Genomic DNA, 26,066 nt, shown 5'->3' with positions numbered 1-26,066 from the left:
AGGTCAGGACAAAAAAAAGCAGCGGTAATCGCTTACCGCTGCTGGAGTGTTTGTCCACACCGTATCAGTTAAACAGCCTGTTCGATCTGTTCATCCAGCAGTTGTGGAATAATATCGGCAGCATTCTGGGAAAGTTTACGTCTTTTTACGGCCCGTGATGGCGGTTGGCATAAACTGCAGGCAAAGCTACCTGCGGGTTGGTGTGCGTGGGTGATAAAATTCCCACCGCAGCAATTGCATTGGGATAACTCCAGCAATCCGCTGTCGACAAAACGTACCAGCGTCCATGCGCGAGTTAGCGCCAGCAGCGGCCCCTCTTCCGGCTGCGGACACTGCTCAAGGTATAAACGATACGCTTTGATTACGGCATCCACGCCGCTGCACAAACCGGTTTTGAGCAGGAATTGCCAGGCGTTGCAAAACATCGAAGCATGAATGTTTTGTTCCCACGTCATAAACCAGTCGGTGGAAAAAGGCAGCATCCCTTTTGGCGGAGGACTACCGCGTAATTCTTTGTACAACTTGATAAGTCGGCCACGGCTTAATTGCGTTTCGCTTTCCAGCATTTGCAAACGGGCGCCCAATGTGATTAATTCCATCGCTAGCTGGATATCACGCGCTTCCTGAACAATGCTTTTTTCGCTCATCATCAAGCCCTTTTCTTGCGCGCTGCATCATCGATGTCGCTTAACAGCCGCGTTGAAAGCATGATACCGGTATGAATTTGCTGAAGATCGTCAACGCGGGAGTCTTGCGTCAGGCGAGTAACCGTCTGGTGATCGTCGAAGCGGAAATGACATACCAGTTGGTTTGTTTCAGCCAGTTTGACCATTTGAGGAAGTGTTAATGTTGCCAACGTGTCCGCCATCTCTTCGCTGATACCAAGGCGAAACATCGCAGATGCTTTGTCCTGAACGATCAAACGTTGTGCAAGCAATAAATATGACAGATTGATGTCATAAATGTGTTTCAGCAACTCGGATGTATGCATTATTTGCATCCATAATAACCAACATTGTTTTCATGCGGTGAAACCGCACCCCGTGATGTCGCCGGGAAGGCCCGGTAAAAAAAAGCAAAAGGTCAAATACATAGCAGCGTGACGGCACTTACGCGTTGTCTAAACATTCCCTTTTCAGAAGGCCGCGCTCCTTACAAGCTCACATCAATTCTTACAATTGTCTAAGATTTTTCCTAATTCGACGCAACTCTACCCGCCACAAGTTACACATACAACGTAGCTATGCTGCGAATTTGAAGAATATGTGACACAGATCACATAAACCAGCTAAACACTTAACATAAATCCATCAGCACAGCTTTTACTTTGCATGTTTTTTAACCCCATATTCTCCATTTCAATTCCTGGCGTACGAATATTCTTGCATTAAAAGCGAATAGTATTTTGTTCACGAACGTTAATATCACGTCGTGAAATAGCGAGCTTGATCACATATTTAATGTAAAACATCATTTTGATTAAACGCTTTATAAACAAAGACTTAAATATTAAGGGTGATTAATTAATACCAGGCTGTGATAACCGCTCAAATGTTAAAATATGTTTATTTTTTATTAACACATTGTTTTCATTAGCAGTGAGTTTTACTTAAGGAAGCTGAACGTAATTAGAAGTTATATGAAGCAATTATTCTATTTATAAGAATAATTAATGAATAACCATGATGACATTCACACTATCAGGGAAGGAAACGTTGCAGTATGGAGTAAGCTAAGTAATGCTGAAAAATCCTCTCATAATTCTTGAAAAAAAGGAGCGAGTTATGAGCTATACACACATTCTTGTGGCCGTTGCCGCGACTCCAGAAAGCCAGCAGTTGTTAGCCAGGGCGGTATCAATCGCTCGTCCTGTTAATGCCCGTATTAGCCTGATAACCCTGGTCTCAGACCCAGAACTGTATAATCAGTTTGCAGCGCCTATGCTTGAAGACCTGCGAGAAGTGATGCAAGAAGAGACTCAGGATTTTATCGACAAGCTCAGCAAAGACGCGCAGTACCCCATTGAGCATACCTTTATCACCTATGGGGCCCTGAATGAACATATTCTGGACGTATGCCGGAAGCACGCGGTCGATCTGGTCATTTATGGCAACCATAACCACAGTTTCTTTTCACGCGCGTCCTGCTCAGCGAAAAGCGTGATCGGTGCCAGCCAGGTGGATGTTCTGTTGGTTCCACTGGCTGGAGATTGATCTTCACTTTCTGAGCGTTACGCCAGCTTAGAGCAGGATGAAACGTTGTCTGGCAATGGCTGTTTACTCTGGCGCGGGATGACTTTTTCCAGATCGCAAATGAACATCGCCTGCCAGTTGTCGATATCGTTTTTAATGATAGTCTCGAGCATCTCAGCGTGGCGAGAGATACGCTCGGCAAGCGGCATCGTCAGCGCCTGGTTTAATGCGCCAGCGACTTCATCGCGATCGTAAGGATTAACAATAAGGGCGGCAGTTAGCTCGTTTGCGGCCCCGGCAAATTGTGATAACACCAGCACGCCAGGGTTGGCAGGATCCTGCGCGGCCACGAACTCTTTCGCCACCAGGTTCATACCATCGCGCAGCGGGGTCACCAGTCCTACATCAGAGTAGCGGAAGATCTTCATCAGCAATTTACGATCAAAGTACTGATTCAGATAATAGAGCGGCGTCCAGCCCAGTTGGCCATATTTACCGTTAATCCTCCCCGCTTCAGTCTCCAGTTGGTGACGAATATCCTGGTAGGCCTGTACCTCTTCACGCGACGTTGGCGCTATCTGCGTGTAGCGAATTTTACCGTGGTGCTGCGGATAGTGTTCCAGCAGAGCCTCATAGGCCTGAAATCGCTCTGGCAACCCTTTAGAGTAATCCAGACGCTCAACTGAAAATATATTCTGCACATTTTTGAGTTCCGCTTTCAGTTGCGCCAGCTTCGGCGGCAAAGGTCCGGAGGCCTGCCGGGCGATCTCATCTGGCTCAATACCAATAGGATACACCTGGGTGCGAAACGCTTTTCCCCATGCCCGGTGGTGATTATCGCTCTGCGTGGATACCTGCGTCTGGGCTGCCAGGCAATCCAGAAAAGCCTGACGGTCGTTTTCGGTCTGGAAACCGAGCAAATCAAAATCGCACATCTGCTCAAGTAGCGCCTGATGTGGAGGTAGCGCATTAAAAATTTCCGGCGTCGGAAATGGAATATGCAGGAAAAAGCCGATACGGTTATTCACACCGCGTTTACGCAGTTCGCTGGCAAACGGCAGCAGATGGTAATCATGAATCCAGATGATGTCGTCATCGCTAAGCAGCGGCAGCAGTTTATCTACCAGTAAGGCATTCACCCGCTGATAGCCTTCCCATGCAGGACGCTGAAACTGTACCAGGTCCAGACGATAATGAAACGCAGGCCATAGAACAGCATTTGAAAACTGGCAGTAATACTCTTCGTAGTCCTGCTCACTCAAATTAAACGAAGCCCAGGTAATATTGCCACGCGTGACTTTTTTTAATGGTTTGTCCTCATTACCCGTATCGCCACTCCAGCCAAACCACAGGCCACCAGCAGCCTTCAACGCGCCCAGCACGCCGACAGCAAGCCCACCTGCGCTCCCTTTGTCATCTGGTGAGGCGATACGATTAGATACTACGACTAAACGACTCATAGCCACCTCTTCTGTTATTCGTTGCTTTCGATTCTTGCTGCGAAGAGTTAATTTGTTCCAGCCAGTGCCAGACATCACTCACGCCATCCAGACGCCATGTCGCCTGCGTCGCTCCGTTCCCCACCTTCACGGAAATCCCGCCAGCGCGATTAACCACGCCAAACCCTGTTTCGTCCGTCAGATCGTCTCCGAAAAAAACGGGGATCCGACCGGCAAAAGGGGCTTCCTGCATAAATGCGGCAATTGCATCGCCTTTATTGGTCCCCTTTGGTTTTATCTCCACAACGCATTTTCCATGCTGTAAAGCCAGTTGCGGCCATCTGTGCGTGATACGCTCAGCCAGATTAATTAGCGCCGCTTCATGTTCCGGGGCCTGGCGGTAATGCAGCGCGAAAGCCATTCCTTTTGCTTCAAGCGTTGTACCCGGCATCGTCGCCAGCGCGGTTTGTAATAACTCTCCTGCTTCGCGCTCTATTGCCTCAGCCAGGCGCACTATATGAGTTTGGCCATTGATATCACGGCGCTCAGCCCCATGCACTCCGGCGAGCGGAAAACGTAAGGGAGTGGTAAGCGCATCAAGCTCAGCCATCGAGCGCCCTGAAATCAATGCCAGCGCCCCCGCATTACGCGTAGCCAGCTGATGTAATAACTGCAGGATTGTCTTAGGGACGACGACCTGGTCTGGATAAGGTTTGATCTCAGCCAATGTCCCATCGAGATCAAAAAAATAAGCACAGTTTGCAGATTGTTCAGGGGGTATGATCAGTGATGCTGTCACCCGGTTATCCTCCTCATCATGGTCTGTACGCCGCGCGGATCGCGCCGTATATATGATGTACGACGGATATAAGTATAGACAGTGTGACCATGCTCGCCATTTGCAAAAACAATCGCCAGCCGGGTAGCGGCTGGCGATGAGCTAAAGCTAGACTAAAAAGTTGGGGTTTAAATCATCAAACGGTACGCTTCGCTTTTTGCTTGTAACGGTCGAAGATCACCGCCGCCAGCAGGATTAGACCACGTACGACATACTGGGCGAACGGAGAGATGTTCAGCAGGTTCATCGCATTCTCAACCGTTCCCAGAATTAACACCCCGGCCACTACATATGAGATTTTTCCGATGCCGCCTTTGAGCGAAACGCCCCCTAACACGCAGGCGGAAATCACGATCAGCTCATAGCCGATTGAGGTCATTGGTTGGCCGCTGGTCATACGTGATGCGAGGATGATCCCGGCAATGGCGGATACCAGCCCAGACAAAATAAAGATAATAATCTTGGTACGAACGACCGGAACCCCAGCCAGACGTGCCGCCTCTTCATTGCCCCCAATAGCCAGCGTGTTGCGACCAAACGTAGTTTTATTCAGCAGTAAACCGAAGACGATAAAACAGACAACCGTGATCCAGATAGGTGCCGGCAGACCAAACCAGTTCGCGTAGCCGAGGGTAAAGAAGCGCTCATCTTCAATCCCCACCGCCTTACCGTCGGAAATAATATAGGCCAGACCACGTACAATCTGCATCGTCGCAAGGGTGGTGATCAGGGCGTTAATTTTTAAACGCGCAATCACAAACCCATTGACCAGACCACAGAGAATACCGAGCAGCAGCCCGGCAGCCACGCCAATCCACAGGCTTTCAGTCATGTTAATGACCACGGCAGTCGTGACCCCGGCGCAGGCAATCACGGACGCAACGGACAGGTCGAAGTCACCGGATGCCAGGCAAAACAGCATCCCACACGCGACCATACCCGACATCGATACCGCCAGCCCCAGCCCTTTCATATTGATGAAAGTGGCAAAGTTTGGCACAAAGAGGGAACAAACCAGGAACAGCACGGCGAACACCACCAGCATCCCGTACTGATCCCAAATGCGACCAAGATTTAGCGCCGATTTTGCTGCGCCAGAACCCGATGTAGAAACGGAAGACATCATTCTCTCCTTATTCAGGCTACAGCCTGGCTGACTTTAGGCATAGCAAGGCTCAAGGCCTGGCGCTCATCCGCCTGTTCATGAAGCAACTCACCGGCAATTTCGCCTTCTCTCATCACCACGATACGATCGGCGACACCGAGCACTTCTGGCAGGTCACTGGAAGCAAACAGCACGGCCACGCCGCGCGCCGCGAGGGCATAAATCACGTTATAAATTTCATGCTTGGCGCCTACATCAATGCCGCGTGTAGGTTCGTCCAGCAAAATCACCTTCATCTCTTCCGATAACCAGCGGCCAAGAATAGCCTTCTGCTGATTACCGCCGGAGAGGTTCATAATCAGCTGTTCCGCACCCGGCGTTTTAATATTGAGTGAGCGAATATGGTGATCGGCATTGGTCTCTTCCCAGCCGTTGTTGATCACGCATCCGCCCAGAACATGTTTACGACGGGCGCTAATGTTGATGTTGTTACGCACCGAATGGACCGGAATGATCCCTTCCGCTTTGCGGTCCTCCGGGCACAGCATCATTCCCGCTTCAATGGCATGGCTCGGTTTACGAATATCAATAGGCTGCTCATCAATAAACACCTGGCCTGCCGTGATGCGTGTGCCGCCAAACAGTCCTTTCATCAATTCGCTACGCCCGGCGCCTACCAGGCCAAACAATCCGACAATTTCACCGCTGCGTACCGATAAACTGATCGGCGTACGCACACCGGGAGCTTTGACCTCATGCAAACGCAGCCGCTCTGCGCCATACGGTCTGGATTTCCATCCATAAATATCACCGAGGTCGCGTCCAACCATCGCCTGCACCAACGCATCGTGATCGACCTGCTGCATATCCGTGAACGTTGTGACGTAATGCCCATCTTTAAACACGGTGATGGCATCGCTGAGAGCAAAAATTTCCTCCATACGGTGCGATACGTACAGGATGATGCGTCCTTCGTTGCGCAGCTCACGGATGACGCGAAACAGATTCTCAATTTCGCGTGCAGACAGGGAGCTGGTCGGTTCATCAAACGCGATAATTTTGGCATTACGCGCCAGCGCTTTTGCTATCTCCACCATCTGCCATTGACCGATGGAGAGATATTTCAATGGCGTGTCGGGATCGATATCCATGCCCAGATGCTTAAGCTGTAGCCCCGCTTCATAGTTCAGCAGCGAGCGATTTACAATCCCACCTTTGTGCGGCAACTGGCCTAAATAAATATTCTCGGCAACGGTCATTTCCGGGACGAGATGCAGCTCCTGGTAAATAATGGCGACACCGGCGTTGAGCGCGGCCGTGGTGTCTGCAAACGAAACTTCCTGTCCGCGGATCGTCAAAGATCCCGTCGTTGGCGCATAGTTACCGCTGAGAATTTTTAAGAGTGTTGATTTTCCGGCGCCATTTTCGCCCATCAGCGCATGCACCTGACCGGCGTAACAGTCGAAACTGATATCCGTAAGCGCTTTAACGCCCGGGAATGTTTTGCCAATGCCGCGGAATGAGAGATACGGGGTAGACTGTTGCATAACGTCTCCGTGAGTCAGATCTTTAAGCCGGATGGCGGCTTTGCCTCATCCGGCCTTCTGAGGACGCGATTCGTAGGCCGGATAAGACGCTTTGACGTCGCATCCGGCATTTATGTTACTTACCGCCTAAGCCTTTCTTCGCCAGCTCTTCTTTGAAGTTATCGCGGGTAATCAGCACCACATCCGTCACTTCAGTAAACGCCGGTGGCTCTGCACCTTTCGTTACCCAGTTGTAAAGCATTTCACTTGATTTGTAGCCGTGAACGTCCGGGCTTGGCAGCAGTGAGCCGTAGAACCCGGTCGCTTCGCCTTTGGACAGTTCACTCACGGCATCAACGCCATTAATACCGATACCAATTACGTTTGGCGCTTTGAAGCCCTGCCCTTCAGTCGCACGTACGCCGCCCAGCACGGTGTTGTCGTTCATGCCGACAATCAGCCAGTGTTTGACTTCAGGATGTTGAACCAGCATGGAGTTAGCGGCATCGAATGCACCGGGGATATCATTTGATTTTGTTGGAACCTGGTAGATCTGTTTTTCCGGGAAGCCTGCGGCTTTAAGCGCTTCCATTGAACCTGACGTACGGCGACGCGCGGTATCAAGTTCGTTGGCGGTAATGGCCATGACGGCGCTGGATTTCACATCCCAACCGCGCTTTTGCATCTCCTTATACAGCTCCTGGCCCTGGCGCTCACCAATTTTGGTTGCAGCCATCATCACCAGCGGCACGGTATCCATCGGCTTACCTTTGGCGTTGGCAAACTGGTCATCGACGGCAATGACTTTCATATCGTAGCCTCGCGCCTTAGCCATAATGGCAGGCCCGAGTTTGGGGTCCGGCGTACAAATCACAAACCCTTTTGCTCCACTTGCAGCCAGGCTGTCGATGGCATTGAGGGTTTTCTCACCATCCGGGACGGCAATTTTAATCACCTCAAAACCAAGGTCTTTACCGGCTTTATCGGCAAATTTCCATTCAGTCTGGAACCACGGTTCTTCCGGCTGTTTGACCAGGAAACCGAGCTTCATGGATTCAGCGATAGCGGATTGTGACATAATGGCAGCCAGACCGATGGCAGCCAACGCTTTAGTGAATTTGTGCATGGTTAACTCCAGCTTTAACGTTCTTTTATGTAGGGTAAAATCAGACGATTTTTTGTAATTCTGACGTAAAACAAGGCATTACCTTTTATTGATAAGATCAATGCCAGTGCTGAGAGTATTTTTAGCGGGAAATTGATTCTCCATAAGAGAGCGGCATCACACCACAGAATTACAGTAATTGCGTACATAAATTCAGCGGGAAATGACATAAAAAAACGCGATTTTGTCGACGGGAAAAAAGAGAAATAGCAGATTAGTCCATAACGTCAGCCAACGAATCCTTGTTCCCGAATACCGAAGCATTCGGGAAAATGATTACCATCGATAATAAATATGGTCAGCGTGATCGCGGACCGGAATGTCATCTCCCAGCAGACGTGCCGAAAGTGTTAATGCAAAATCAAAAATATGCCCCAGCCCTTTGCCGCTAATCAGATTGCCATCTTCAACTACCGGCGCATCAATATATTCCCCATCCGTGACGTTTTGCCACAGATCTCCCGAGCACACGTAGCGACGTCCTTTCAGCAGGCCGTTGCCGCCCAGCACGCGCGCAGCCGCAGAACACACCGGACAAATGAGTTTCCCCGCCTGATCATGTCGGGCGACAAACTGGATGACCATCTCACTGGCAGCAAGATTAACGCTGCCCTGCGGCCCGCCGGGCAGCACGATGGCGTCGTAGAGATATGCCTGGCGCGCGGCCAGCGTGCTGTCTGTCACCATCGGTACGTCATGATAACTCACCACTGCACGTGACTCTGCACAGGCCAGCGTTTCGACTTCGATATTCAGACGACGCAGAATATCAATGGTAACAATCGCCTCCGCCTCTTCAAAACCAGGTGCCAGCAGCACCGCAACCTTCTTCATATGTAACTCCTCGCGTTATCCAAATTCACAACACAATTAATGACGAATAGTTCAGGCCGTTAATTTTCTTAATTTGATTAAAACTGATCTGGCGCAAAAAATTAGTCATCAGATAATTAGTACTGATTCAGCCCAATCGTGAAATTGCTTCACAACATGAGCAGATAATCATCAGGTGCCAGACAATACCTTATTGTGGAAATTAATTTTGTGATTTAAAACACCATTTCATTATTGAGCAAGTGTGTTTAATGGCATAAATATCAATTCGTTATATTCATATCACCTATATGCCAAAACGGCAGAAGCACAAGTACTGTTATGACAATATGTAAAAAAACATAAATACACGGATTTAAGGATTTTCTTATGTCATAGCAAGCGTTATGCTGAATCTCGATCGGGAGCGAATATAATTCGTGATCACTAAAGGACCGGCGGAACGGATTTATTCTGCTAACAGTTTTAATTGTACGTAGAGGTGAAGTGCAGCGGCAGCCCGCTGTACTGGCGTTAGTAACGTACATTCCCCTTTCTGGAAATAAGGATATTGATATGGCTGCAGTTGGAATTGTTCATAAACTCAACACGCAAATGAACCTCGAGTTCTACGCATCGAATCTTTACCTGCATCTGAGCGAATGGTGCTACGAGCATAGCCTGACGGGTACCGCCACGTTTCTTCGCACTCAGGCACAAGGTAACGTGACTCAAATGATGCGGATGTTCAATTTTATGAAAAGTGCCGGGGCTAACCCCATCGTCAAGGCCATTGATGTTCCGGGTGATGAACTGACTTCCCTTGAAGAATTGTTTCAGAAAACGCTGGATGAATATCAACAGCGCTCGAGTAGGCTCTCACGTTTAACCAATGAAGCAGAAGCGTTAAACGATGCGCCAACCATCGATTTTCTTCACGACCTGGAAAAAGAGCAGCAGCAGGATGGCGTGCTGTTACAGACGATACTTGACGAAGTCCGCAGCGCCAAACGCGCGGGGCTGTGCATGGCGCAAACCGATAAGCACTTGCTCAACGTCGTGAATTACCAGCATCACTAATCTTCAGTTTTCAAAGCGTTAATGCCGGATAGTAATGTGATGCGCCTTATCCGGCCAACCTCTGATTTTCCCTATGCACGCGCCTCCATTCTGCGAGGCGCAAAAAAACCTTTCTAAAACCTGAAACAACGGTTTATTTTAGTGGGATTCATTCTGCGGCGTGAATTTCAGCTCGATCAAGGCAACCGCTTTTTGTATTGCGCGCATAGTGACCGGATCGGCACCTGCAGGGTGGCTGGAAAAATCGATGCTTTTCAGCTGGCTGGACATTTTTTCCCGAACTTCTACTGGGGCAATAACATCAAGAACATCCAGAATTTGCTTGATAACCAGCTGACAGGCAACAACGTCCGAGAGCAGTTCCTGATCGGCATTCAGTGTTTGGGACATGGTGAGCTCCTTATTGAAAGGTCGTCATAGTACCCATTCAGCGCTCGAAACGATAGCCGCTCACGCATAACGAATGCGTTGGAAATAAAAATAGTTCCAGTCAGTTTCTTTTGAGATGGCAAGCACAACATGAGTGAACAGTTAGCGGTCGAGAACAAACGCGGTCTTTCACCGGCGGCATTACTTGTTGCCGGGGCTTTCTTTATGGAATTTATTGACGGCACGGTGATTGCCACCGCCCTGCCTGATATGGCTAAAAGCTTTGGTGTGCAGGCGGTAGACCTGAACATTGGCATCAGCGCCTACCTGATAACCCTTGCGGTGCTTATCCCCGCCAGCGGCTGGATTGCGGATCGCTTCGGTGCAAGAAAGGTGTTTACCCTGGCGCTGGCGATTTTCACCCTCGCGTCGGTTTTATGCGGTTTGTCCGAAAGCCTTGAGGGTTTTGTCGCCATGCGAATCTTGCAGGGCGTCGGTGGCGCATTAATGGTTCCTGTTGGCCGTCTTGCGGTACTGCGCACCACGCCTAAACATCAGTTGATCACCGCTATTGCCACCCTGACCTGGCCCGCATTAGTCGCACCGATCATTGGGCCTCCCCTTGGGGGATTCATTACCAGCTATGCCAACTGGCGTTGGATATTCTTTATTAACGTACCGCTGGGAATACTGGCGATCGCGCTGGCGCTAAGGTTTATCCCGGATATTCATGACGACGAGCGTCGTCCGTTTGATATAGCGGGTTTTATCGCGACCTCTGTTGCGATGGTAAGTCTGGTGTATGCCATGGAGTTACTGGGAACCCGGCAGCCGCAGGGCTGGCTAACCGCCGGGCTTCTGGCGCTAGGGACGGTGACCTTCCTTTTTGCCCTGCATCATTTTCGTCGTGCTACCTGGCCGATGATTCGTCTTGATGCCATGAGCGTCCCAACTTTTCGCGTCACCATGTACGGCGGGTCGCTGTTTCGCGCTTCTATCAGCGCGGTGCCATTTCTGCTGCCGTTAATGTTCCAGGTCGGTTTTGGCATGAATGCTTTTCATGCAGGCTCGCTGGTACTGGCGGTTTTTGTGGGCAATCTGACGATAAAACCTGCCACTACGCCGTTAATACGCTGGCTCGGCTTTAAGAGACTGCTATTAATCAATGGTGCGCTTAACGTCCTGGCGCTGCTGGCCTGCGCATTAATTACGCCACAGACTCCCGTGTGGGTTATTTTGCTGGTGTTGTATCTGGGCGGCGTATTCCGCTCAATTCAGTTTACCGGCGTCAGCACGCTTGCTTTTGCGGATGTCCCCGCGTCACAAATGAGCTACGCCAATACGTTGTTCAGTACGGCAACACAATTAGCGGTAGGCTTAGGCATTTCATTGGCCGCTATCGGGATCCGTATCGGCGATGAGGTGAGTAAGTGGCTGACATTGGGGAATATTCCAGGAATCAGTTTCCGGCTAGCCTTTGTCGCTATTGCCATTATTTGCCTGGTCGGCATGGTGGATACGCTGCGGCTTGCCCGTGATGCTGGAAGCGCGGTGTCTGATAAGAACAGATAGCCCGACAGGTGAACACCGCCGGGCCAACAGGGGTTAGCCAATTATCTCGCGAACAAACGCTTCGATCGCTTTGTCCTGGCAGTTGTCAAAGAAACACTGCTGGAAGCGCGGACCCGATACGGCGGTTTTCACCAGCTCAGGATCGATAGCGCGCAGCGTATCCAGATAGTTTTCTTTTACCACCGCCGCTTTCACCTGGTTCAGAATACCAGCGTTACGCACCTGTGGCTCTTTACGCTCAGGCGGATAACCCTCGCCGTTACGACCAGTGAACGCTTTTTCAAACATATAGCGCACATTTAACTCAGCGCCCCAACCAAAACCTTTGGCGAATGCCAGAGAAAGCGCATTACCGTTGTTGATCTGAGAGAATAAGAACGCGTCAGCCGGATCAAGACAGTAACCACACACCACGCCCGGATGAATATTCAGCGACATCATTGCCCCCTGACCCGTACCGCAACCCGTGACAACAAAATCCACGGCTTTGGAATTGAGCAGGATGCTGGCCATAATCCCTAAATGGATGTAGGTCAGATGATGGTCATTTTCGTCGCTCATCCCGACGTTGTACACTGGAAAACCTTTCTCATCCGCGACGGCTTTAAGCTCGTTATGAATGATGGCGTTTTTGCTTGCCTGGCTGTTTTCCATCATCAATGCAATTTTCATTCTGTAATCTCCTGAATGCGCTGCGGGGGCCCGCAGAAAGTCATAACATTCAGGCCACATTACTATTTTGCAAACTCACTTTCAAATTTAATGAAATTTTGTTTTATAAAATAATGAAGTGCTCACATTTTTCCTTCGAAAGCTGAGAATGGCCTCAAGAAATTGACGTCGTTGCGATTAATCGCAGGTGATTTTCAGGTTATTCAAGCCATTGATACGTCAACACGTATGCCATGATAGTTTATCTCAGAACTCTCAGAGCGATCACATGAAGACCTTTATCCTTGCCCTTTTGCCGCTCGTGCTGACAGGATGCACTATAACTAAACAGGCGCAGGTCAGTGAAGCCAGCGCCATCACCGGCGTGGTTCGCCTGACCTACAACCAGGCCATGTTACAGTCGGCGCGTACCGATGACTACGTTACCCAGGGGACAGCCACCAAAGAGTGTCAGCGCCTGGGTTATGCCAGCGCAATGGCGTTTGGTCAGCCGGTGTCAACCTGTAGCCTGTACGCCGGTTCTTTGTGCTTAAATACCAAAATCACCCTCGCCTGGCAGTGTCACGGCGTCGCGGTATCACCATCCACTTCCTTTAATTATTAATATTTTCGACCAGCACATTATTGCTGGTCTTCTGCCTTCTCGTTATTTATTCTCCGATTAATAGCGTTAATGCGTTTTATTCCCATTCGCATTTTTAATAAATAAATTTATTATTTTACCTTTTGCAAATAATTAAATAACAAATTATAGTGGCGCCACGTCAATATATAATAACGTTTGTGGAGCAGAACCATGCTGAAAACAGAAATGATCGACCAACTGAATGAGCAGATGAACCTTGAATTATATTCTTCTCTGCTCTACCAACAGATGAGCGCGTGGTGCAGCTATCACAGCTTCGAAGGTGCCGCTGCGTTTTTGCGCCGTCACGCCCAGGAAGAGATGACGCATATGCAGCGTCTGTTTGACTACCTGACCGATACAGGCAGCTTGCCGTGTATTAATACCGTCTCTTCCCCTTTTGCTGAATATGCGTCTCTGGACGAATTGTTCCGTGTCACTTACGAACACGAGCAACTGATCACCCAGAAAATTAATGAGCTGGCACACGCGGCAATGACTCACCAGGATTACCCGACGTTTAATTTCCTGCAATGGTATGTTGCCGAGCAGCATGAAGAAGAGAAATTATTTAAATCTGTTATTGATAAGTTATCACTGGCAGGGAAAAGTGGCGAAGGTCTTTATTTCATCGATAAAGAACTGGCTACGCTTGATACACAGAATTAATGTCTCTGGGTAATGAAGGCAACCCGCCATCATTACCCGTGACAATTAGTGACGGCAGATCTTGCTTTCGTGCGTAGAGAAGCCGTCTTCTTGTGCAATAAACTTTCCCTTCGCCGCTAAAAACGCCACCAGCTCGGCTGCCGTCATATCCGCAGCAGAACAGGTGTGAAAACGCGCCTGCTCGCCAAACCGTGCCGTAATCGCCGCCTCAAGGCTGGCATTCGAATACTGCTCGCCAGATTCAATCATCATGTTGAGCACTTCGTGACCGTGAATAGATTCCATACTACCTCCTCAATAAAGTCCGTAGCCTAATGTGAACCGCACGGCGCTGCTTTGCGCTAACGCAGGTTTAGTCGCAGATAAATGTCATTTGTCATACATCTTAAGGCGCGAAGTATCGTAAAGATTAATGTACATACATTGTAACGGTGATTTGACGAAAATAGCGTTTTGCCTTAACCTGCGCCGCAGATATAACCGTTGATTATCTCTGGGACAGAGGAAAGCGTGAAAAACAGAACCCTGGGTAGTATTTTTATCGTGGCGGGAACCACGATTGGTGCCGGTATGTTGGCAATGCCGCTGGCTGCGGCAGGCGTGGGGTTTAGCGTCACGCTGGTGTTGTTAGTGAGTCTTTGGGCGTTGATGTGCTACACCGCGCTGTTGCTGCTTGAAGTGTATCAACACGTACCGGCTGATACCGGGCTGGGTACGCTGGCAAAACGTTATCTTGGTCGTTACGGACAATGGGTAACGGGTTTTAGCATGATGTTTTTAATGTACGCGCTGACGGCGGCGTATATCAGTGGCGCGGGTGAATTGCTGGCTTCCAGCATCAGCGACTGGACCGGAACAACTCTATCACCGACAACAGGCGTGCTGCTGTTCACCTTTGTTGCCGGTGGTGTGGTTTGCGTAGGAACCTCGCTGGTCGATCTGTTCAACCGTTTGTTATTCAGCGCCAAGATAATCTTCCTGGTGGCGATGCTGGCTCTGTTGATGCCGCATATCCATAAAGTAAACCTGCTTACGCTACCGCTTCAGCAGGGACTGGCATTGTCCGCAATCCCGGTTATCTTCACTTCGTTCGGTTTTCACGGTAGCGTCCCCAGTATCGTCAGCTATATGAATGGCAACATCCGTAAATTGCGTTGGGTGTTTATCACCGGTAGCGCCATTCCGCTGGTCGCTTATATCTTCTGGCAACTGGCCACGCTTGGCAGTATTAACTCGTCCACGTTCATGGGGCTGTTAGCCAACCACGCTGGCTTAAACGGTTTATTGCAGGCATTGCGTGAAGTCGTGGCTTCGCCGCACGTCGAGCTGGCGGTGCATCTGTTTGCCGACCTCGCTTTGGCGACCTCTTTCCTCGGCGTGGCGCTGGGATTATTTGACTACCTGGCCGACCTCTTCCAACGCCGTAATACCGCTGCGGGAAGAGTACAAACTGGCGTGGTGACCTTCCTGCCACCGCTGGCATTTGCACTGTTCTATCCGCGTGGTTTCGTCATGGCGCTGGGGTATGCAGGCGTTGCCCTGGCTGTGCTGGCGCTGCTCATTCCCTCGATGCTGGTCTGGCAGAGCAGAAAACAAAATCCGCAGGCTACCTACCGTGTGGCGGGCGGAGCTCCGGCGCTGGCGCTGGTATTTTTGTGCGGCATTGTGGTGATAGCAGTACAGTTTTCTATTGCTGCAGGACTACTACCGGAAGTGGGTTAAAACAAAAGGGGCTTTCGCCCCTTTCTGTTAATGCAAACAGCACTGCTTATATTTCTTGCCGCTACCACACGGACAAGGGTCATTACGCCCTACTTTGGCATCCACTTTTACCGGTACCTTGACCGGCGTTTCCTGGGGATGCGCCATCCAGTAAGCATGCAGATCCAGCGCCGCCAGGCGAATGGCATCCACGCTCTCTTCAAACGCTTCTGGCGTCAGCTTCTCAACCACCGCAAAGTTCTCTTCCGTACCGTGCAGCGCAATAGCCTCAAGCGCAGGTTTTAACGTGTCTGGTAACGCGGACCAGTCTGACAAAGCAACGCCGCGCATATAGCCGAAGCACCACTCTTCAACGATAGTCAGTTCATGTTCGTCAATTTCACGTAAACCAAACAGCGGCTCAAACTGCTCAGGATATTCATCCAGACGGTCGGCCGTATCCGCCATATGTTGAAACGCCAGGTTCATGAAACGCGTCATTTCTTTTTCGGAGGACCAGCGAGGAACATACTGCGCGCCGCCCCAAATAGCGACCAGCCACTGCTCCGGTTCAATTTCATACGGAGAACTCAGCACCGCCGTCAGTAAACCATCCAGTTCTGATACATCCAGAATAGCCTTGTCCGTATTGTACTTAGTCAATACATCATCCAGCCATTCCAGTTCGCTCTCGTTTAATGGTCCCGTTTTCATAACGCTTTTCCTTAGTCAAAAAATCTTGCCTGTGATCATCCTACATGGCTGGAGGGATAACAGATACAAATGGGCATATGCGGCATCAGTTGCCGCCTGTTCAGGTTAACAGGAAACGAGGGGAATTCCGGTAGTTAACGCACAAAAGAGAACACTAAGCCGCCGGGCATCATACCGGGAAAACACAATAAAACCACCCGCAGGTGGTTTACTGTTGCTCAATGCGGTTGAGCGTTGCGGTATAGCCCGTTTTCGCTACAGCATTTAGTAAAGTATCGGTTGGGAAACCTTCTGGCACGATCGCTTCTGCCTGCCGGGTTTTTAGGGAGGATTTTGCTTTTATCACGCCGTCGGTTTCACGCAGCGCCTGATTGACTGAAATAACGCATAGCGAGCAGGTCATATTTTGTATATCCAGCACCACTTTTTGATTGGTCGCCTGAGCCCACACCGGCAGCAGCAAACATACAACTAACGTGAAGATCTTCATTCAAATACCTCATAAAACCAGGCGACGAGCGTTGGGTAAAATAACACTGGCAAAATCAACGCCAGTGCACACCAGTAGAGAATGCGCGCCTGCTTCAGCGTTAGCCATCCGGAGCACCACAACCGTTTGGAAAAATAGAGCCGCCAGAAGACCCGCAGCAATAAGCCCAGGGACAGCAGCATCAAAGGCATTCGCAAAAACTCAAACCGGGTGAAAACAGCAAAGCTTGCCGCAGAAATACCAAACAGCAGGTAGAGCAGCGGTCCAATACAGCACAAGCCCGCGGTGACGGCAGCCGCAGCGGCCGTCAACAGGGTGAGTCCCGCCCCTTTAGCGTTGTTCTGTGGCGACATAGCTGTAGGAGAACGCTTTAGGATCATAGAAATTGATCGGGTCGCCATCGACTTCAGCGTAAGGATAGCCAAAGTTGTTCATGGCTCCCTGCTCCGTTGCCGGATACAACTCGAAATCACGCCCGTAGTTGAATCCAACCCAGTTCATTTCCCAGTTACCAAACAGGTAAGTGTTTACCGCCTGGACATCGGCGTCCTGATGCGATTTTTTCTCTGCCAGACGCATTTTGGTCACGTCAGCGGGATCGCACGGTAACCAACCGTAACCAGCAAGATAGAATTCGGCTCGGCAATGTTGTCCACCGCTCACATCGGCGACGCCTGCACCGTCTGCTTTGCCAAAAGCGCTTTTCGAGTAACGTTCGAGTTTATTGGCTTTGCCCAGACGGATGCCAAACAGTTCGCGCGCCGGAATACCGCTGGCCCGCGCCAGAGCCACAAAAACGGAGCTCATGTCGGTGCATTTTCCTTTGAGCTTACCGCTTTTTAAGATCTCCGCCACATCCCCCGTGCCGCAGCCAATGACGTCGTTATCGCGCTCCATATGGCTGCTGACCCATTCGTAAATCAGGCGCGCTTTTTTCAGCGGATCCTGCTCATTACCGGTGATTTTACGCGCAGTTTCCAGAACAAGCCCATCAACTGGGGTATGTGCTGTTGGCAACAGATACGGTTTTACATCCAGCGGATAAATAATCTGCTCGGGTGCCTGCCAGGTTTTCAGCGCATCCTGCTTCAGAGGTTCCCAGTCGGCGGTTTCAATGTCGATATCAACGTTAATCAACAATTCGCCCTGCGAGTCAGGCCAGGTGGCAAACAGCGTTTTCGCACCATAGGTATTATTGGTGGTGACGTATGCTTGCTTAAAGTTTCCGCTAAAGGCAAGCGCCGTCATTTGTTGAAATGCGGTATCTACCGGCAGCGGGATCCACAGTTTCACTACGCCGCTCGATCCCTTAGGAGGATTGAGTTTATACGTTTGAGATAAGACAAAACGTCGACGAGCGACTGGCGCAACGGATGGCTCAGCGGCACGGACCGTCTGACTAATGACGGCAGGACCGACTAAACCGGCGGCGGAAAGGAGAACGCTATTTTTGAGAAACTGTCGACGTTGCATTGCTGTCTGTCCATGTTGTAAGAGTTGAGCTACGGCTAAATGGGAAGCCGCATGCGATCATCACAGCAGACAGAGGCTGGCATAATAAGGCGAGTCGATGGAGGCTATTCATCAATAACAGACCTGTTAACTGTGAATGAAATGAGATACTACAAGGTTGCTATTAAGCCATTTACAGGCAAAAAAGTACAGCAGTGGGAACGAGTTCAGTATATATACACATGCGTAGCCAGTTTGCGGGCTAACCCTCTTGCCCCCTCGCGCATGACCGTATTGTGATTCCAGCGAAATACAGGCGCTGCCAGCGGGGCAAGATAATTCATCCAGCGGATCGTGGTACGCACATTCCAGTCATATCTGACGATAGTTTCTGCACCACTTGCAGAAAAAGACCACACGCCTCGCCCTTCCACCGCGCCACTGGCTTGTCCTTCAAGCAGCGAGTAAGGTGCTATATTCAGTACGTTGATATCAAAGGTTAAGCGATAAGGAAGCGCCCCTTTCCAGGTATAACGATGCCGCGCCCCAATCCCCTGTAGATCGCCTTTCTTTAGCTCAACGATGCGTTCCAGACTTCCCCACCATTCCGGCCACTGGTCCGGATGGGAAAAAATATCCCATACCTCCTGGATTGAGGCCTCAACCCGCCAGACGGTGGAAAACTGATACTCAGCCACAATAAAGGCCCCCTCAAGGCGTAAAGAAATGAGTGGGAAAATGGATGTTGATAACCATCGCTTCCAGAATAACGGTTTCTAATCGCTGCCCATCTGGGGCATAGCTGATCACTTTGGCAGGGAATCCGTGGTAATTATCCAGCCAGACGTCGTAACGGTGAACGCCATCAACGGCCAGTCTTCCCTGTCCAACCACGGACACGAGCGTCGTCTCCCGCCTCGCAAGGCGCTCCTTAGCGACAACCGTCGTTGTTCCCCCACGTTGCAGATAGCGAATATTGCCCAACAACACGCCGATATCAGAGCAATCCACCCGATGACCGCGCTCATCCTGGATCAATGAATTGGTGGGCGACAGGTGCAAAATGGGCAACGTACCCACACCAAATGGCCATAACGTCACTTTACCGCTGACAGGATTAAAGATAAGCACCGCGCCTGAATGCGGCTGGGTAAAATCCATTCGTACATAGCCGGGTTTCTGATAGCTGTAGCGAATGATTTTATTCTCACCCTGTGCAGATGAGGATCGCATCATCACCTGATAAGAGGCCATGTTATTAAATGACTGCTGTGCAAACGCAATTGGATCCGCGGTCCCAACATCCGGCAAAAATGCCCCTCTCTTTTCCGCCGGGCATATTGTGCAGCTAAAAACGAGCAAAGCGGTGAACGCAACTAGCGGAGAAAATGAGACGCGCATGACCGCCCCCTGTATCTGTACTATCTGTAAACAGAAGCCATCACCTGTCGACTGTTTTTATTATAGTTCTTAACTGCGCGGCACTACTCTCCCGGCCCCACTGAATCAGTATGGGCAGCAGGTTTAAAGTTGGTTTTCTTTTCAGTTGAGATGACACCATAAAGCTATACTTTAATAGCCATACATTTAACAGGTATTAATCATGAAACTGCCATCGGTATTTTCATGCACCGTGCTCATATTACTGCTGCTGGCGTCATCGTCTGCCACAGCCAGCGCGTTACAAAACCAGGCCGTCAGAGAGCAAGAGTTAAGCGCGGCACTCCGAGCCGGTAATGGCGTCATCATCATTGGCGGGACGGATGATTTCGCTTTCACGCTCAGGGCACGAAACCGAATCCACAGACATTTGGCGATACAGGATGGCTTTGGCGATCCCATCCTGATGAATAGTTTCCAGGACCACAACTATAATCCCGCCCGCGATGGGTTTATTAACAACCCTGCCCGAGGGAGCTTTATGTTTAACGCACCGATTCGTCGATAGAATGACTGGCAATAGTGAGTGTGTAGAGGACAATTTACGTATCTGGCGGGTGACTTGACGCAAGGTAACGGTGGTTCGTAAAAAACAGGCACAAAAAAACCACCCGTAGGTGGTTTCACGACACTGCTTATTGCTTTGATTATTCTGTTCTTTCCCATGGTACCCGGAGTGGGACTTGAACCCACACAGCGCGAACGCCGAGGGATTTTAAATCATGCGTGTTATCGAAATAAATCAAAAAGTTAAAGGATTATTTCACCATTATTTTATTTTTTTCTTATCAGAATATTCAAAAGGTTACCGTTAGTTACCTAGCCCCAATGGTGAAGTTTTTACAGTCGTGAAGATCCATTGTGCGTGACTACCTGCGCCCTATTCAACATAATCTGATGAAGTAATCCTGCTAACCCAATCAAACATGATTTGCATATGGTTGCCTTCAGGTACTTTAATTCCAACATGACAAGCATTAACCCCTGTGGTATCCCCTACAATAATTCTGCCATCGAGCATATTAACCCTGATGCCTACCCCTTGCTTGAAACACTTATTGCATATTGAAAAGAAATCCTGCTTTGTTGGCTCATATGGCTGGGTATTGAATACCCCATTCATCACTAACGCCATACAAATATCAGAGTTATCGTTTAGCTCTTCAAGAGAGGCAAGAGACTCGAGTTTTACTTCGATTCTGTTGCTTCCTTTGGGAACATCTGACGCCAGAATTAAGTTCTCATTCTGATTGAATTTTGAGATGTAACCAATGATCGACTGCCCATTGCAGCTAACCATCTTAACCGGACAATCATGAAAACGCAGAAACTGTATCCGACGAGCGAGCATTGAATAGTCACGTGGCCACTTTTCAGCCACTCGCCCATAAGAAATATCATTCATTACCAGAACATCCATTCAATCCTGAAAGCATTATTCTAAACGAAAAAAACCCCGCCGTAGCGGGGTTTGCGCGATAAATGTAAATTAACGCAGCAGAGACAGAACGTTCTGCGTGGTCTGGTTTGCCTGCGCCAGAACAGAAGTACCCGCCTGTTGCAGAATGTTTGCACGAGACATGTTGGACACTTCGGTCGCGTAGTCAGCATCTTCGATACGGCTACGTGCTTCAGACAGGTTGTTTACGGTGTTACCCAGGTTGGTGATGGTAGAGTTGAAACGGTTCTGTACCGCACCCAGGTCAGAACGCAGGTCAGCAACTTTCGCCAGCGCCGCGTCGATTTTAGCCAGCGGGCTTTCGGTTTTGGTGGTAGCCACTTCGTTCAGCGCTGCACCAGATTTGAAGTCGTGACCTTTAACGCTGGACGCCAGATACTGTTTGTCGCCAACAGTTGCCACTTCAGTTTTGCCGTTTACACCACCAAACTGAACAGCAGCTTCTTTGCTAACACCTTTATCGTCGGTATATGCAACAGTTTTAGCAGTGATTTTGCCGTCTTTATAATCAGCAGCGTAGTATTTGTCACCAACTTTGAGAGCATAACCACCGTCGATCGCTTTGCCATTTTTGTCTTCGAAAGACATTTTGACCAGAGTGGTATTGTCTTTCGTTGCGCCAGCAACACCTGCGGCCACTAATGCTTCAGCAGCTTTTTCAGTAGACGGTTTCACTGCAGGCGTAACTTCTACTTGTTTAGCTGTTACAGCAGTGGTGTCAGCAGTGGTGATATCTTTGTCTTTAGTTTTGATGGTTACTGTACCGGCAGTATCATCGATATCAACTTCATACAGACCATCGCCTTCAGTATCAGTAGCAGTAACACCGGTACCCGTAATATTGGCGTAATACTTGCCATCTTTTAATTCGAAGCTATCAATTTTCCCGGTAGTACCTGTTGCTGCGGTATTAATTGCTGCCTGGTTAGGTGCTACAATAGCAACATCTTTAGTAACTGCAGGAGTGCCGACATCAGTTGTTTTAGGAGTATAAGCATTCTGCACGCTCAGGCTATCCAGACCCAGCGTTTTGGAGTTGATTTCTTTCAGGTTGATATCGATGGTTTCGCCATCGTTGGCACCGACCTGGATGGTCAGGGTGTTGTCTTTCGCCAGCACTTTCACGCCGTTGAACTGGGTCTGACCGGATACGCGGTCGATTTCGTTCAGACGCTGAGTGATTTCAGCCTGGATAGAGTCGAGGTCAGACTGGGAGTTGGTACCAGTAGAAGACTGAACCGCCAGCTCACGAACACGCTGCAGGTTGTTGTTGATTTCAGACAGAGAACCTTCAGTGGTCTGCGCGATGGAGATACCATCGTTGGCGTTACGGGACGCCTGAGTCAGACCTTTGATGTTAGAGGTGAAACGGTTAGCAATCGCCTGACCTGCAGCATCGTCTTTCGCGCTGTTGATACGCAGACCGGAAGACAAACGCTCGATAGCGGAGCTCAGAGAAGACTGAGATTTGTTCAGGTTGTTCTGGGTCAACAGCGACAGGCTGTTTGTATTGATAACTTGTGCCATAAAATATTCCTTTTGGGTTATTACGCCAGGCTTGCCTGTGTCATTCAAGTTATCGTCATCAATCAATTAAACTTTACTATTTTTTTTAATCTCAATAACCATCTGTTTTTAAATGGATTTAAAAAAAACCAATCCTTAAATCAGATGGACTACTTCTTTTCTTTGCTGCTTTTGCGAAGGCATTGCTCTTGAAAAAGTAAAACACTTCAGACATAGAAACTGTCACTCTCCGTAATCACTTAAAATTAATTTCTTCGCTAATAATTTTTACTCAACACTAAATTAGCCATTGTTAATGCCGATACTCAACTCGTCTATAAAAAAATTGAATACAAAATAAGCATATCATTGCCCGCCCGTGCGGGCTTTTTTGTCACCTCATAACAGGGAAGTCATCATACTCGGCGTTCCTAGCATCATTAATGATATAGGTGATCACTCCAAATAACGTGAAGCCATCATCAATAGGGTGCGCTTCCCTTCTCCCGTTCTCCAGATTTATCAGATGGGGTTGAGGGTGAGTTCGATATCGCTTGATCTGGAATTCCCCGTCTATAACACATATCAGCAGGGAGCCATCACAGGCAGTAAGTGACGCGTCCACAACAAGTAGCGCCCCCTGGATTATCCCTTCCCTGAAATGTGAACGCGATGCCCGCATGAAATAAGTCGCTGCGGGCTGGCTGATTAGCTGCTGATCGAGGGAGATCCTTGTTTCAACGTAATCACTGGCAGGTGAAGGGAAGCCCATGGCTATAGTCCTCCGTTTGGATTGAAAAGCTGGAAGGTACGGTTCTCCCCTTCCTGCGTTGATACATCGCGGAATGTTGTCACATACCACTCGACCCATTCGTTGGCCTGTTTCATCGTCCAGTTCCAGTTAACCTTGCTCAGTTCCTGAACAAACCTTTGTGTGGTGACGGTCTTCCGGCCATTCGGTTCTTGCTGTATCGAAGCATGCCAGGCCATTTCAATATCGCTACGTCGTGGCATCATTTAGCCCCTCTTGAATACAGGAAAAAAACACAGTATAAATACTGTACATCCATCCAGTAAAGAGGCAATGAGCAATGTTCGTGGAACTCGTTTATGACAAAAGGAATTTTGATGGTCTGCCCGGGGCAAAAGATATCATTCTGGGCGAGTTGACCAGGAGGGTTCACCGGATTTTCCCAGATGCTGATGTTCGGGTTAAACCGATGATGACACTGCCGGCAATCAATACAGACGCCAGCAAGCATGAGAAGGAACAGATAAGCCGTACTGTTCAGGAAATGTTTGAAGAGGCTGATATGTGGCTGGTGAACGAATGATGAGCATGGATAACATTATCATTTCTGGTGCCCGGATTTACTTTCCTCCGGATAACCAGTTGCCCTCGCCATCTTCAGATATGCTCACATTCGCCGTAGTGCGTGACGCCGATACTATTAAAGAATATCTGTTATTGATTCACCGCGAAGGAAGGTGGGAACTGGCTTCATCTGCATTTTATAAAGAACCGGCTCATGCCATAACAGCAGCAACGAAAATTGTACGTAACGTTGTATAACTGTTTATTGTCAGTTGGTTTTAGACTGATAAAATCCTTCACGGCTGGCAATCATTCAATACTCGCACTATCGGACGTCCGCCAGTCGGCCGCAGCCATGCTCATGCATACGGTATGGTTGTGGCAGCTCCCCCATGTTATTTCGCTTTATGACATTGCACGCTGATGGTCCGGAGCAGAATTATCTGGCGGCGAGTTGTTCAACCATTTTCTTCAGCGCCTCCATGTCTGCTTTCAGTTGATTGATTTCTTTCTGCTGCGCTTCGTTTTCATCCATCAGAGAAATAATGGTTGCGTGGTGAACAGCGGCCAGTACGCCGGAATCGCCAGCCTGTACAGATAAGGCATCCTTAACAACAGTCCCGTCCCGAAGTTCAATATCGCCGGCAGTGACTTTCGCCTCCGGGTACGCCTCATACAGCCCTTCAGCCAGAACACCGATACCGAAACGCCCGTCAGCATTTTTTGTTTTCAGTCGCCAGGTACATGCGCGGATTATCCGCATCGTTTCGCGCGGATTCTGGATGTCTTCGACTTTCTCTTTAATTTTGACTGTCGAGCCGCCGTTAACCCAGTTTCCGGTAGCGGTGGCGTTACCATTAGTGCCATTAAACCGCCACATATGTGGCGTGGTTCCCGCTTCATAAGTCCAGGAGAGCACATACTCCGGATTATTGCTGTTAGCCCACGCGGACCATGTAAACACTCCGCCATAGTTGCCAGGCCAGTACAGTTTGAAGCTGGAGTGAGGATACAGATAGCCTGCACCTTGTACATTCATCTGTTCCTGGTAGAGACCGTAGTTGCGGTTTCCGGCATAGAGGGAGTCAAAGCTTCCCGGCAATGCGTTGACCTTTCCAAACGGGCTGGTTATCTGGCCTCCGGATTTGCCGCCAATGGTGTTTAGGCGGACATCATTCCCCTCACAGAAAGAACCTGACCCTGCCCCAAAGGGACTGGACAGCCCCGTCCCGCCCTGTGCTTTTGGCACCACGCCGTCAACTTTTGTGGCCATATTATCAGCAAGGTATTTCCAGGATGGGCCTGTAAACGTTGATTGGTCGGGTAACTTTACAGTTATTGTCCCGGTACCACTGAATACCTGCTGCCAGTTCTGTTTGTCGTAGTTCAGACCGAGAAGCGCCTGGGTATTCTGAACGACCATTGCGGCAGTGACCATATTCAGCGCCACGCGGGGAACGGCAGACCAGGCGGCTCCTGTCGCTCGCGGCCCGGTGTAATTACTGACCAGCGTCAGCCGTGTATTGCTGTTAACTTCCAGTACGGGAAGTGTGAAAGGCACACCACCCACGACAACCACAATAAAATCACCTGCAGCTAACTCAGTGGTGAAAGTGGTGTCAGTTCCGGCAACCGAGGCTGAGTTATTGTTAAGGGTTAAGGTTCCTGCTGACATGGGGTTTCCTCAGTACATGTTCGGAATAATGAGAATGGGCATGTTGATATTTCTGTTCCGGCTCATATCCCATGAACCGGAGTTGTGGTTAGCAAAGACTTTGTTGTAGGCTGACCTGACATTACCACCGGACATCACGACCCCCTTCGTCCGTATATTTCCGTAACCACCATCCATACGGACCTGCACGCCGGTATAAACTATCTGGCAGAACCCGCCGCCAATATTCTGGAAAGCATCGGTGATCTG

31 protein-coding genes and 1 pseudogene are annotated in these 26,066 nt (G+C 49.4%); 10 read left to right on the top strand and 22 right to left on the bottom strand.

Annotation, left to right across the window (positions count from 1 at the left end):
• Positions 1 to 68: 68 nt before the first annotated feature.
• Positions 69 to 653, bottom strand: a complete 585-nt coding sequence (gene flhC, locus OGV77_RS18630; RefSeq protein WP_008785071.1) for a flagellar transcriptional regulator FlhC — start codon at positions 651 to 653, stop codon at positions 69 to 71.
• Entirely contained in the window at positions 650 to 991 is a 342-nt protein-coding gene (flhD, locus tag OGV77_RS18625) for a flagellar transcriptional regulator FlhD (protein WP_003034622.1), read from the bottom strand. Before flhD ends, flhC begins: the two co-directional genes overlap by 4 nt.
• Before the next feature lie 793 nt (positions 992 to 1,784).
• On the opposite strand from flhD, the gene uspC reads away from it, so the two are divergent.
• The gene (gene uspC, locus OGV77_RS18620; RefSeq protein WP_043016749.1) at positions 1,785 to 2,213 is read left to right on the top strand and encodes a universal stress protein UspC; all 429 of its coding nucleotides are present in this window, start codon (positions 1,785 to 1,787) and stop codon (positions 2,211 to 2,213) included.
• A gap of 17 nt (positions 2,214 to 2,230) precedes the next feature.
• Here the strand turns inward: uspC and otsA are convergent, their stop codons facing one another.
• From otsA to OGV77_RS18590, 6 genes are all read right to left on the bottom strand, one after another.
• Complete coding sequence (gene otsA, locus OGV77_RS18615; RefSeq protein WP_080625004.1) at positions 2,231 to 3,652, bottom strand: alpha,alpha-trehalose-phosphate synthase; 1,422 nt, start codon at positions 3,650 to 3,652, stop codon at positions 2,231 to 2,233.
• The gene (gene otsB / locus OGV77_RS18610) at positions 3,627 to 4,430 is read right to left on the bottom strand and encodes a trehalose-phosphatase (protein ID WP_087051725.1); all 804 of its coding nucleotides are present in this window, start codon (positions 4,428 to 4,430) and stop codon (positions 3,627 to 3,629) included. The genes otsA and otsB overlap by 26 nt, the downstream gene beginning before the upstream one ends.
• Before the next feature lie 175 nt (positions 4,431 to 4,605).
• Positions 4,606 to 5,592 carry an L-arabinose ABC transporter permease AraH gene (araH, locus tag OGV77_RS18605; protein WP_003034609.1) on the bottom strand — a complete coding sequence of 329 codons (987 nt, stop codon included), beginning with the start codon at positions 5,590 to 5,592 and terminating at the stop codon, positions 4,606 to 4,608.
• Positions 5,593 to 5,606: 14 nt separating this feature from the next.
• Entirely contained in the window at positions 5,607 to 7,121 is a 1,515-nt protein-coding gene (araG, locus tag OGV77_RS18600) for an arabinose ABC transporter ATP-binding protein AraG (RefSeq protein ID WP_087051726.1), read from the bottom strand.
• A gap of 115 nt (positions 7,122 to 7,236) precedes the next feature.
• On the bottom strand, positions 7,237 to 8,226 hold the full coding sequence (locus OGV77_RS18595; RefSeq protein ID WP_043016753.1) for an arabinose ABC transporter substrate-binding protein: 990 nt from the start codon (positions 8,224 to 8,226) through the stop codon (positions 7,237 to 7,239).
• Positions 8,227 to 8,541: 315 nt separating this feature from the next.
• Positions 8,542 to 9,099, bottom strand: a complete 558-nt coding sequence (locus OGV77_RS18590; RefSeq protein ID WP_080625002.1) for a DJ-1/PfpI family protein — start codon at positions 9,097 to 9,099, stop codon at positions 8,542 to 8,544.
• Positions 9,100 to 9,654: 555 nt separating this feature from the next.
• On the opposite strand from OGV77_RS18590, the gene OGV77_RS18585 reads away from it, so the two are divergent.
• Positions 9,655 to 10,158, top strand: coding sequence for a non-heme ferritin-like protein (locus OGV77_RS18585; protein WP_043016755.1), 504 nt, complete (start codon positions 9,655 to 9,657; stop codon positions 10,156 to 10,158).
• A 138-nt stretch (positions 10,159 to 10,296) separates the two neighbouring features.
• Here the strand turns inward: OGV77_RS18585 and OGV77_RS18580 are convergent, their stop codons facing one another.
• The gene (locus OGV77_RS18580) at positions 10,297 to 10,548 is read right to left on the bottom strand and encodes a DUF2766 family protein (RefSeq protein WP_003034595.1); all 252 of its coding nucleotides are present in this window, start codon (positions 10,546 to 10,548) and stop codon (positions 10,297 to 10,299) included.
• A gap of 129 nt (positions 10,549 to 10,677) precedes the next feature.
• Between OGV77_RS18580 and OGV77_RS18575 the strand changes: the two genes are divergently transcribed.
• Positions 10,678 to 12,099, top strand: a complete 1,422-nt coding sequence (locus OGV77_RS18575; protein ID WP_043016756.1) for an MFS transporter — start codon at positions 10,678 to 10,680, stop codon at positions 12,097 to 12,099.
• A gap of 33 nt (positions 12,100 to 12,132) precedes the next feature.
• Here the strand turns inward: OGV77_RS18575 and OGV77_RS18570 are convergent, their stop codons facing one another.
• Positions 12,133 to 12,771 (bottom strand): RpiB/LacA/LacB family sugar-phosphate isomerase, encoded by a 639-nt coding sequence (locus OGV77_RS18570; RefSeq protein ID WP_043016757.1) that lies wholly within the window; start codon positions 12,769 to 12,771, stop codon positions 12,133 to 12,135.
• Between the two features lie 268 nt (positions 12,772 to 13,039).
• Between OGV77_RS18570 and yecR the strand changes: the two genes are divergently transcribed.
• Positions 13,040 to 13,375 carry a YecR family lipoprotein gene (yecR, locus tag OGV77_RS18565; protein ID WP_043016758.1) on the top strand — a complete coding sequence of 112 codons (336 nt, stop codon included), beginning with the start codon at positions 13,040 to 13,042 and terminating at the stop codon, positions 13,373 to 13,375.
• A 192-nt stretch (positions 13,376 to 13,567) separates the two neighbouring features.
• On the top strand, positions 13,568 to 14,065 hold the full coding sequence (ftnA, locus tag OGV77_RS18560) for a non-heme ferritin (RefSeq protein WP_043016759.1): 498 nt from the start codon (positions 13,568 to 13,570) through the stop codon (positions 14,063 to 14,065).
• A 45-nt stretch (positions 14,066 to 14,110) separates the two neighbouring features.
• Here ftnA and OGV77_RS18555 read toward each other — a convergent pair whose 3' ends face one another.
• A complete protein-coding gene (locus tag OGV77_RS18555; protein WP_043016760.1) occupies positions 14,111 to 14,350 on the bottom strand; it encodes a YecH family metal-binding protein in 240 nt (79 codons plus the stop codon).
• A gap of 225 nt (positions 14,351 to 14,575) precedes the next feature.
• Between OGV77_RS18555 and tyrP the strand changes: the two genes are divergently transcribed.
• Positions 14,576 to 15,787, top strand: coding sequence for a tyrosine transporter TyrP (gene tyrP, locus OGV77_RS18550; protein ID WP_043016761.1), 1,212 nt, complete (start codon positions 14,576 to 14,578; stop codon positions 15,785 to 15,787).
• A 27-nt stretch (positions 15,788 to 15,814) separates the two neighbouring features.
• Here tyrP and OGV77_RS18545 read toward each other — a convergent pair whose 3' ends face one another.
• The 6 genes from OGV77_RS18545 to OGV77_RS18520 all read right to left on the bottom strand — a co-directional run bounded on the left by OGV77_RS18545 (position 15,815) and on the right by OGV77_RS18520 (position 19,823).
• A complete protein-coding gene (locus OGV77_RS18545) occupies positions 15,815 to 16,480 on the bottom strand; it encodes a YecA/YgfB family protein (protein WP_003034581.1) in 666 nt (221 codons plus the stop codon).
• Positions 16,481 to 16,688: 208 nt separating this feature from the next.
• On the bottom strand, positions 16,689 to 16,970 hold the full coding sequence (locus OGV77_RS18540; RefSeq protein WP_043016762.1) for a heavy-metal-associated domain-containing protein: 282 nt from the start codon (positions 16,968 to 16,970) through the stop codon (positions 16,689 to 16,691).
• Positions 16,967 to 17,323, bottom strand: a complete 357-nt coding sequence (locus tag OGV77_RS18535; RefSeq protein ID WP_043016763.1) for a mercuric transporter MerT family protein — start codon at positions 17,321 to 17,323, stop codon at positions 16,967 to 16,969. The genes OGV77_RS18540 and OGV77_RS18535 overlap by 4 nt, the downstream gene beginning before the upstream one ends.
• Positions 17,301 to 18,443, bottom strand: a complete 1,143-nt coding sequence (locus tag OGV77_RS18530; RefSeq protein ID WP_043016764.1) for a transglutaminase-like domain-containing protein — start codon at positions 18,441 to 18,443, stop codon at positions 17,301 to 17,303. The genes OGV77_RS18535 and OGV77_RS18530 overlap by 23 nt, the downstream gene beginning before the upstream one ends.
• A 206-nt stretch (positions 18,444 to 18,649) precedes the next feature.
• The gene (locus OGV77_RS18525) at positions 18,650 to 19,120 is read right to left on the bottom strand and encodes an SRPBCC family protein (protein WP_087051727.1); all 471 of its coding nucleotides are present in this window, start codon (positions 19,118 to 19,120) and stop codon (positions 18,650 to 18,652) included.
• 13 nt (positions 19,121 to 19,133) lie between these two features.
• A complete protein-coding gene (locus OGV77_RS18520; RefSeq protein WP_087051728.1) occupies positions 19,134 to 19,823 on the bottom strand; it encodes a DUF1571 domain-containing protein in 690 nt (229 codons plus the stop codon).
• A 202-nt stretch (positions 19,824 to 20,025) separates the two neighbouring features.
• Between OGV77_RS18520 and OGV77_RS18515 the strand changes: the two genes are divergently transcribed.
• Positions 20,026 to 20,370 carry a hypothetical protein gene (locus OGV77_RS18515; RefSeq protein ID WP_072033346.1) on the top strand — a complete coding sequence of 115 codons (345 nt, stop codon included), beginning with the start codon at positions 20,026 to 20,028 and terminating at the stop codon, positions 20,368 to 20,370.
• Between the two features lie 372 nt (positions 20,371 to 20,742).
• Here OGV77_RS18515 and OGV77_RS18510 read toward each other — a convergent pair whose 3' ends face one another.
• The 3 genes from OGV77_RS18510 to OGV77_RS18500 form a co-directional block, all read right to left on the bottom strand.
• On the bottom strand, positions 20,743 to 21,267 hold the full coding sequence (locus OGV77_RS18510) for a phase 1 flagellin transcriptional repressor (RefSeq protein ID WP_286502957.1): 525 nt from the start codon (positions 21,265 to 21,267) through the stop codon (positions 20,743 to 20,745).
• 84 nt (positions 21,268 to 21,351) lie between these two features.
• Entirely contained in the window at positions 21,352 to 22,848 is a 1,497-nt protein-coding gene (locus OGV77_RS18505; protein ID WP_286502952.1) for a FliC/FljB family flagellin, read from the bottom strand.
• Positions 22,849 to 23,221: 373 nt separating this feature from the next.
• Positions 23,222 to 23,599 carry a HumD family translesion DNA polymerase gene (locus OGV77_RS18500; protein WP_502873706.1) on the bottom strand — a complete coding sequence of 126 codons (378 nt, stop codon included), beginning with the start codon at positions 23,597 to 23,599 and terminating at the stop codon, positions 23,222 to 23,224.
• Between the two features lie 146 nt (positions 23,600 to 23,745).
• Between OGV77_RS18500 and OGV77_RS18495 the strand changes: the two are divergent.
• The 3 genes and pseudogenes from OGV77_RS18495 to OGV77_RS18485 all read left to right on the top strand — a co-directional run.
• Positions 23,746 to 23,823 (top strand): annotated as a pseudogene (locus tag OGV77_RS18495) (DinI family protein); the annotation flags it as partial.
• Positions 23,824 to 23,918: 95 nt separating this feature from the next.
• Entirely contained in the window at positions 23,919 to 24,161 is a 243-nt protein-coding gene (locus OGV77_RS18490) for a DinI family protein (protein ID WP_286502951.1), read from the top strand.
• Positions 24,158 to 24,400, top strand: a complete 243-nt coding sequence (locus tag OGV77_RS18485) for a hypothetical protein (RefSeq protein ID WP_286502950.1) — start codon at positions 24,158 to 24,160, stop codon at positions 24,398 to 24,400. Before OGV77_RS18490 ends, OGV77_RS18485 begins: the two co-directional genes overlap by 4 nt.
• 181 nt (positions 24,401 to 24,581) lie before the next feature.
• Here OGV77_RS18485 and OGV77_RS18480 read toward each other — a convergent pair whose 3' ends face one another.
• Together OGV77_RS18480 and OGV77_RS18475 are read right to left on the bottom strand one after the other, a co-directional pair.
• The gene (locus tag OGV77_RS18480) at positions 24,582 to 25,817 is read right to left on the bottom strand and encodes a tail fiber domain-containing protein (protein WP_286502949.1); all 1,236 of its coding nucleotides are present in this window, start codon (positions 25,815 to 25,817) and stop codon (positions 24,582 to 24,584) included.
• 9 nt (positions 25,818 to 25,826) lie between these two features.
• Positions 25,827 to 26,066 (bottom strand): DUF6453 family protein (locus OGV77_RS18475; protein ID WP_286502940.1); only part of this gene is annotated, 240 nt, incomplete at its 5' end.

The organism is Citrobacter sp. Ce129 (assembly GCF_030334545.1).
GTDB classification, from domain to species: Bacteria; Pseudomonadota; Gammaproteobacteria; order Enterobacterales; family Enterobacteriaceae; genus Citrobacter; species Citrobacter europaeus.
The sequence above is the reverse complement of the archived record's forward strand: the minus strand, read 5'-3'. Positions and strand labels throughout refer to the sequence as shown.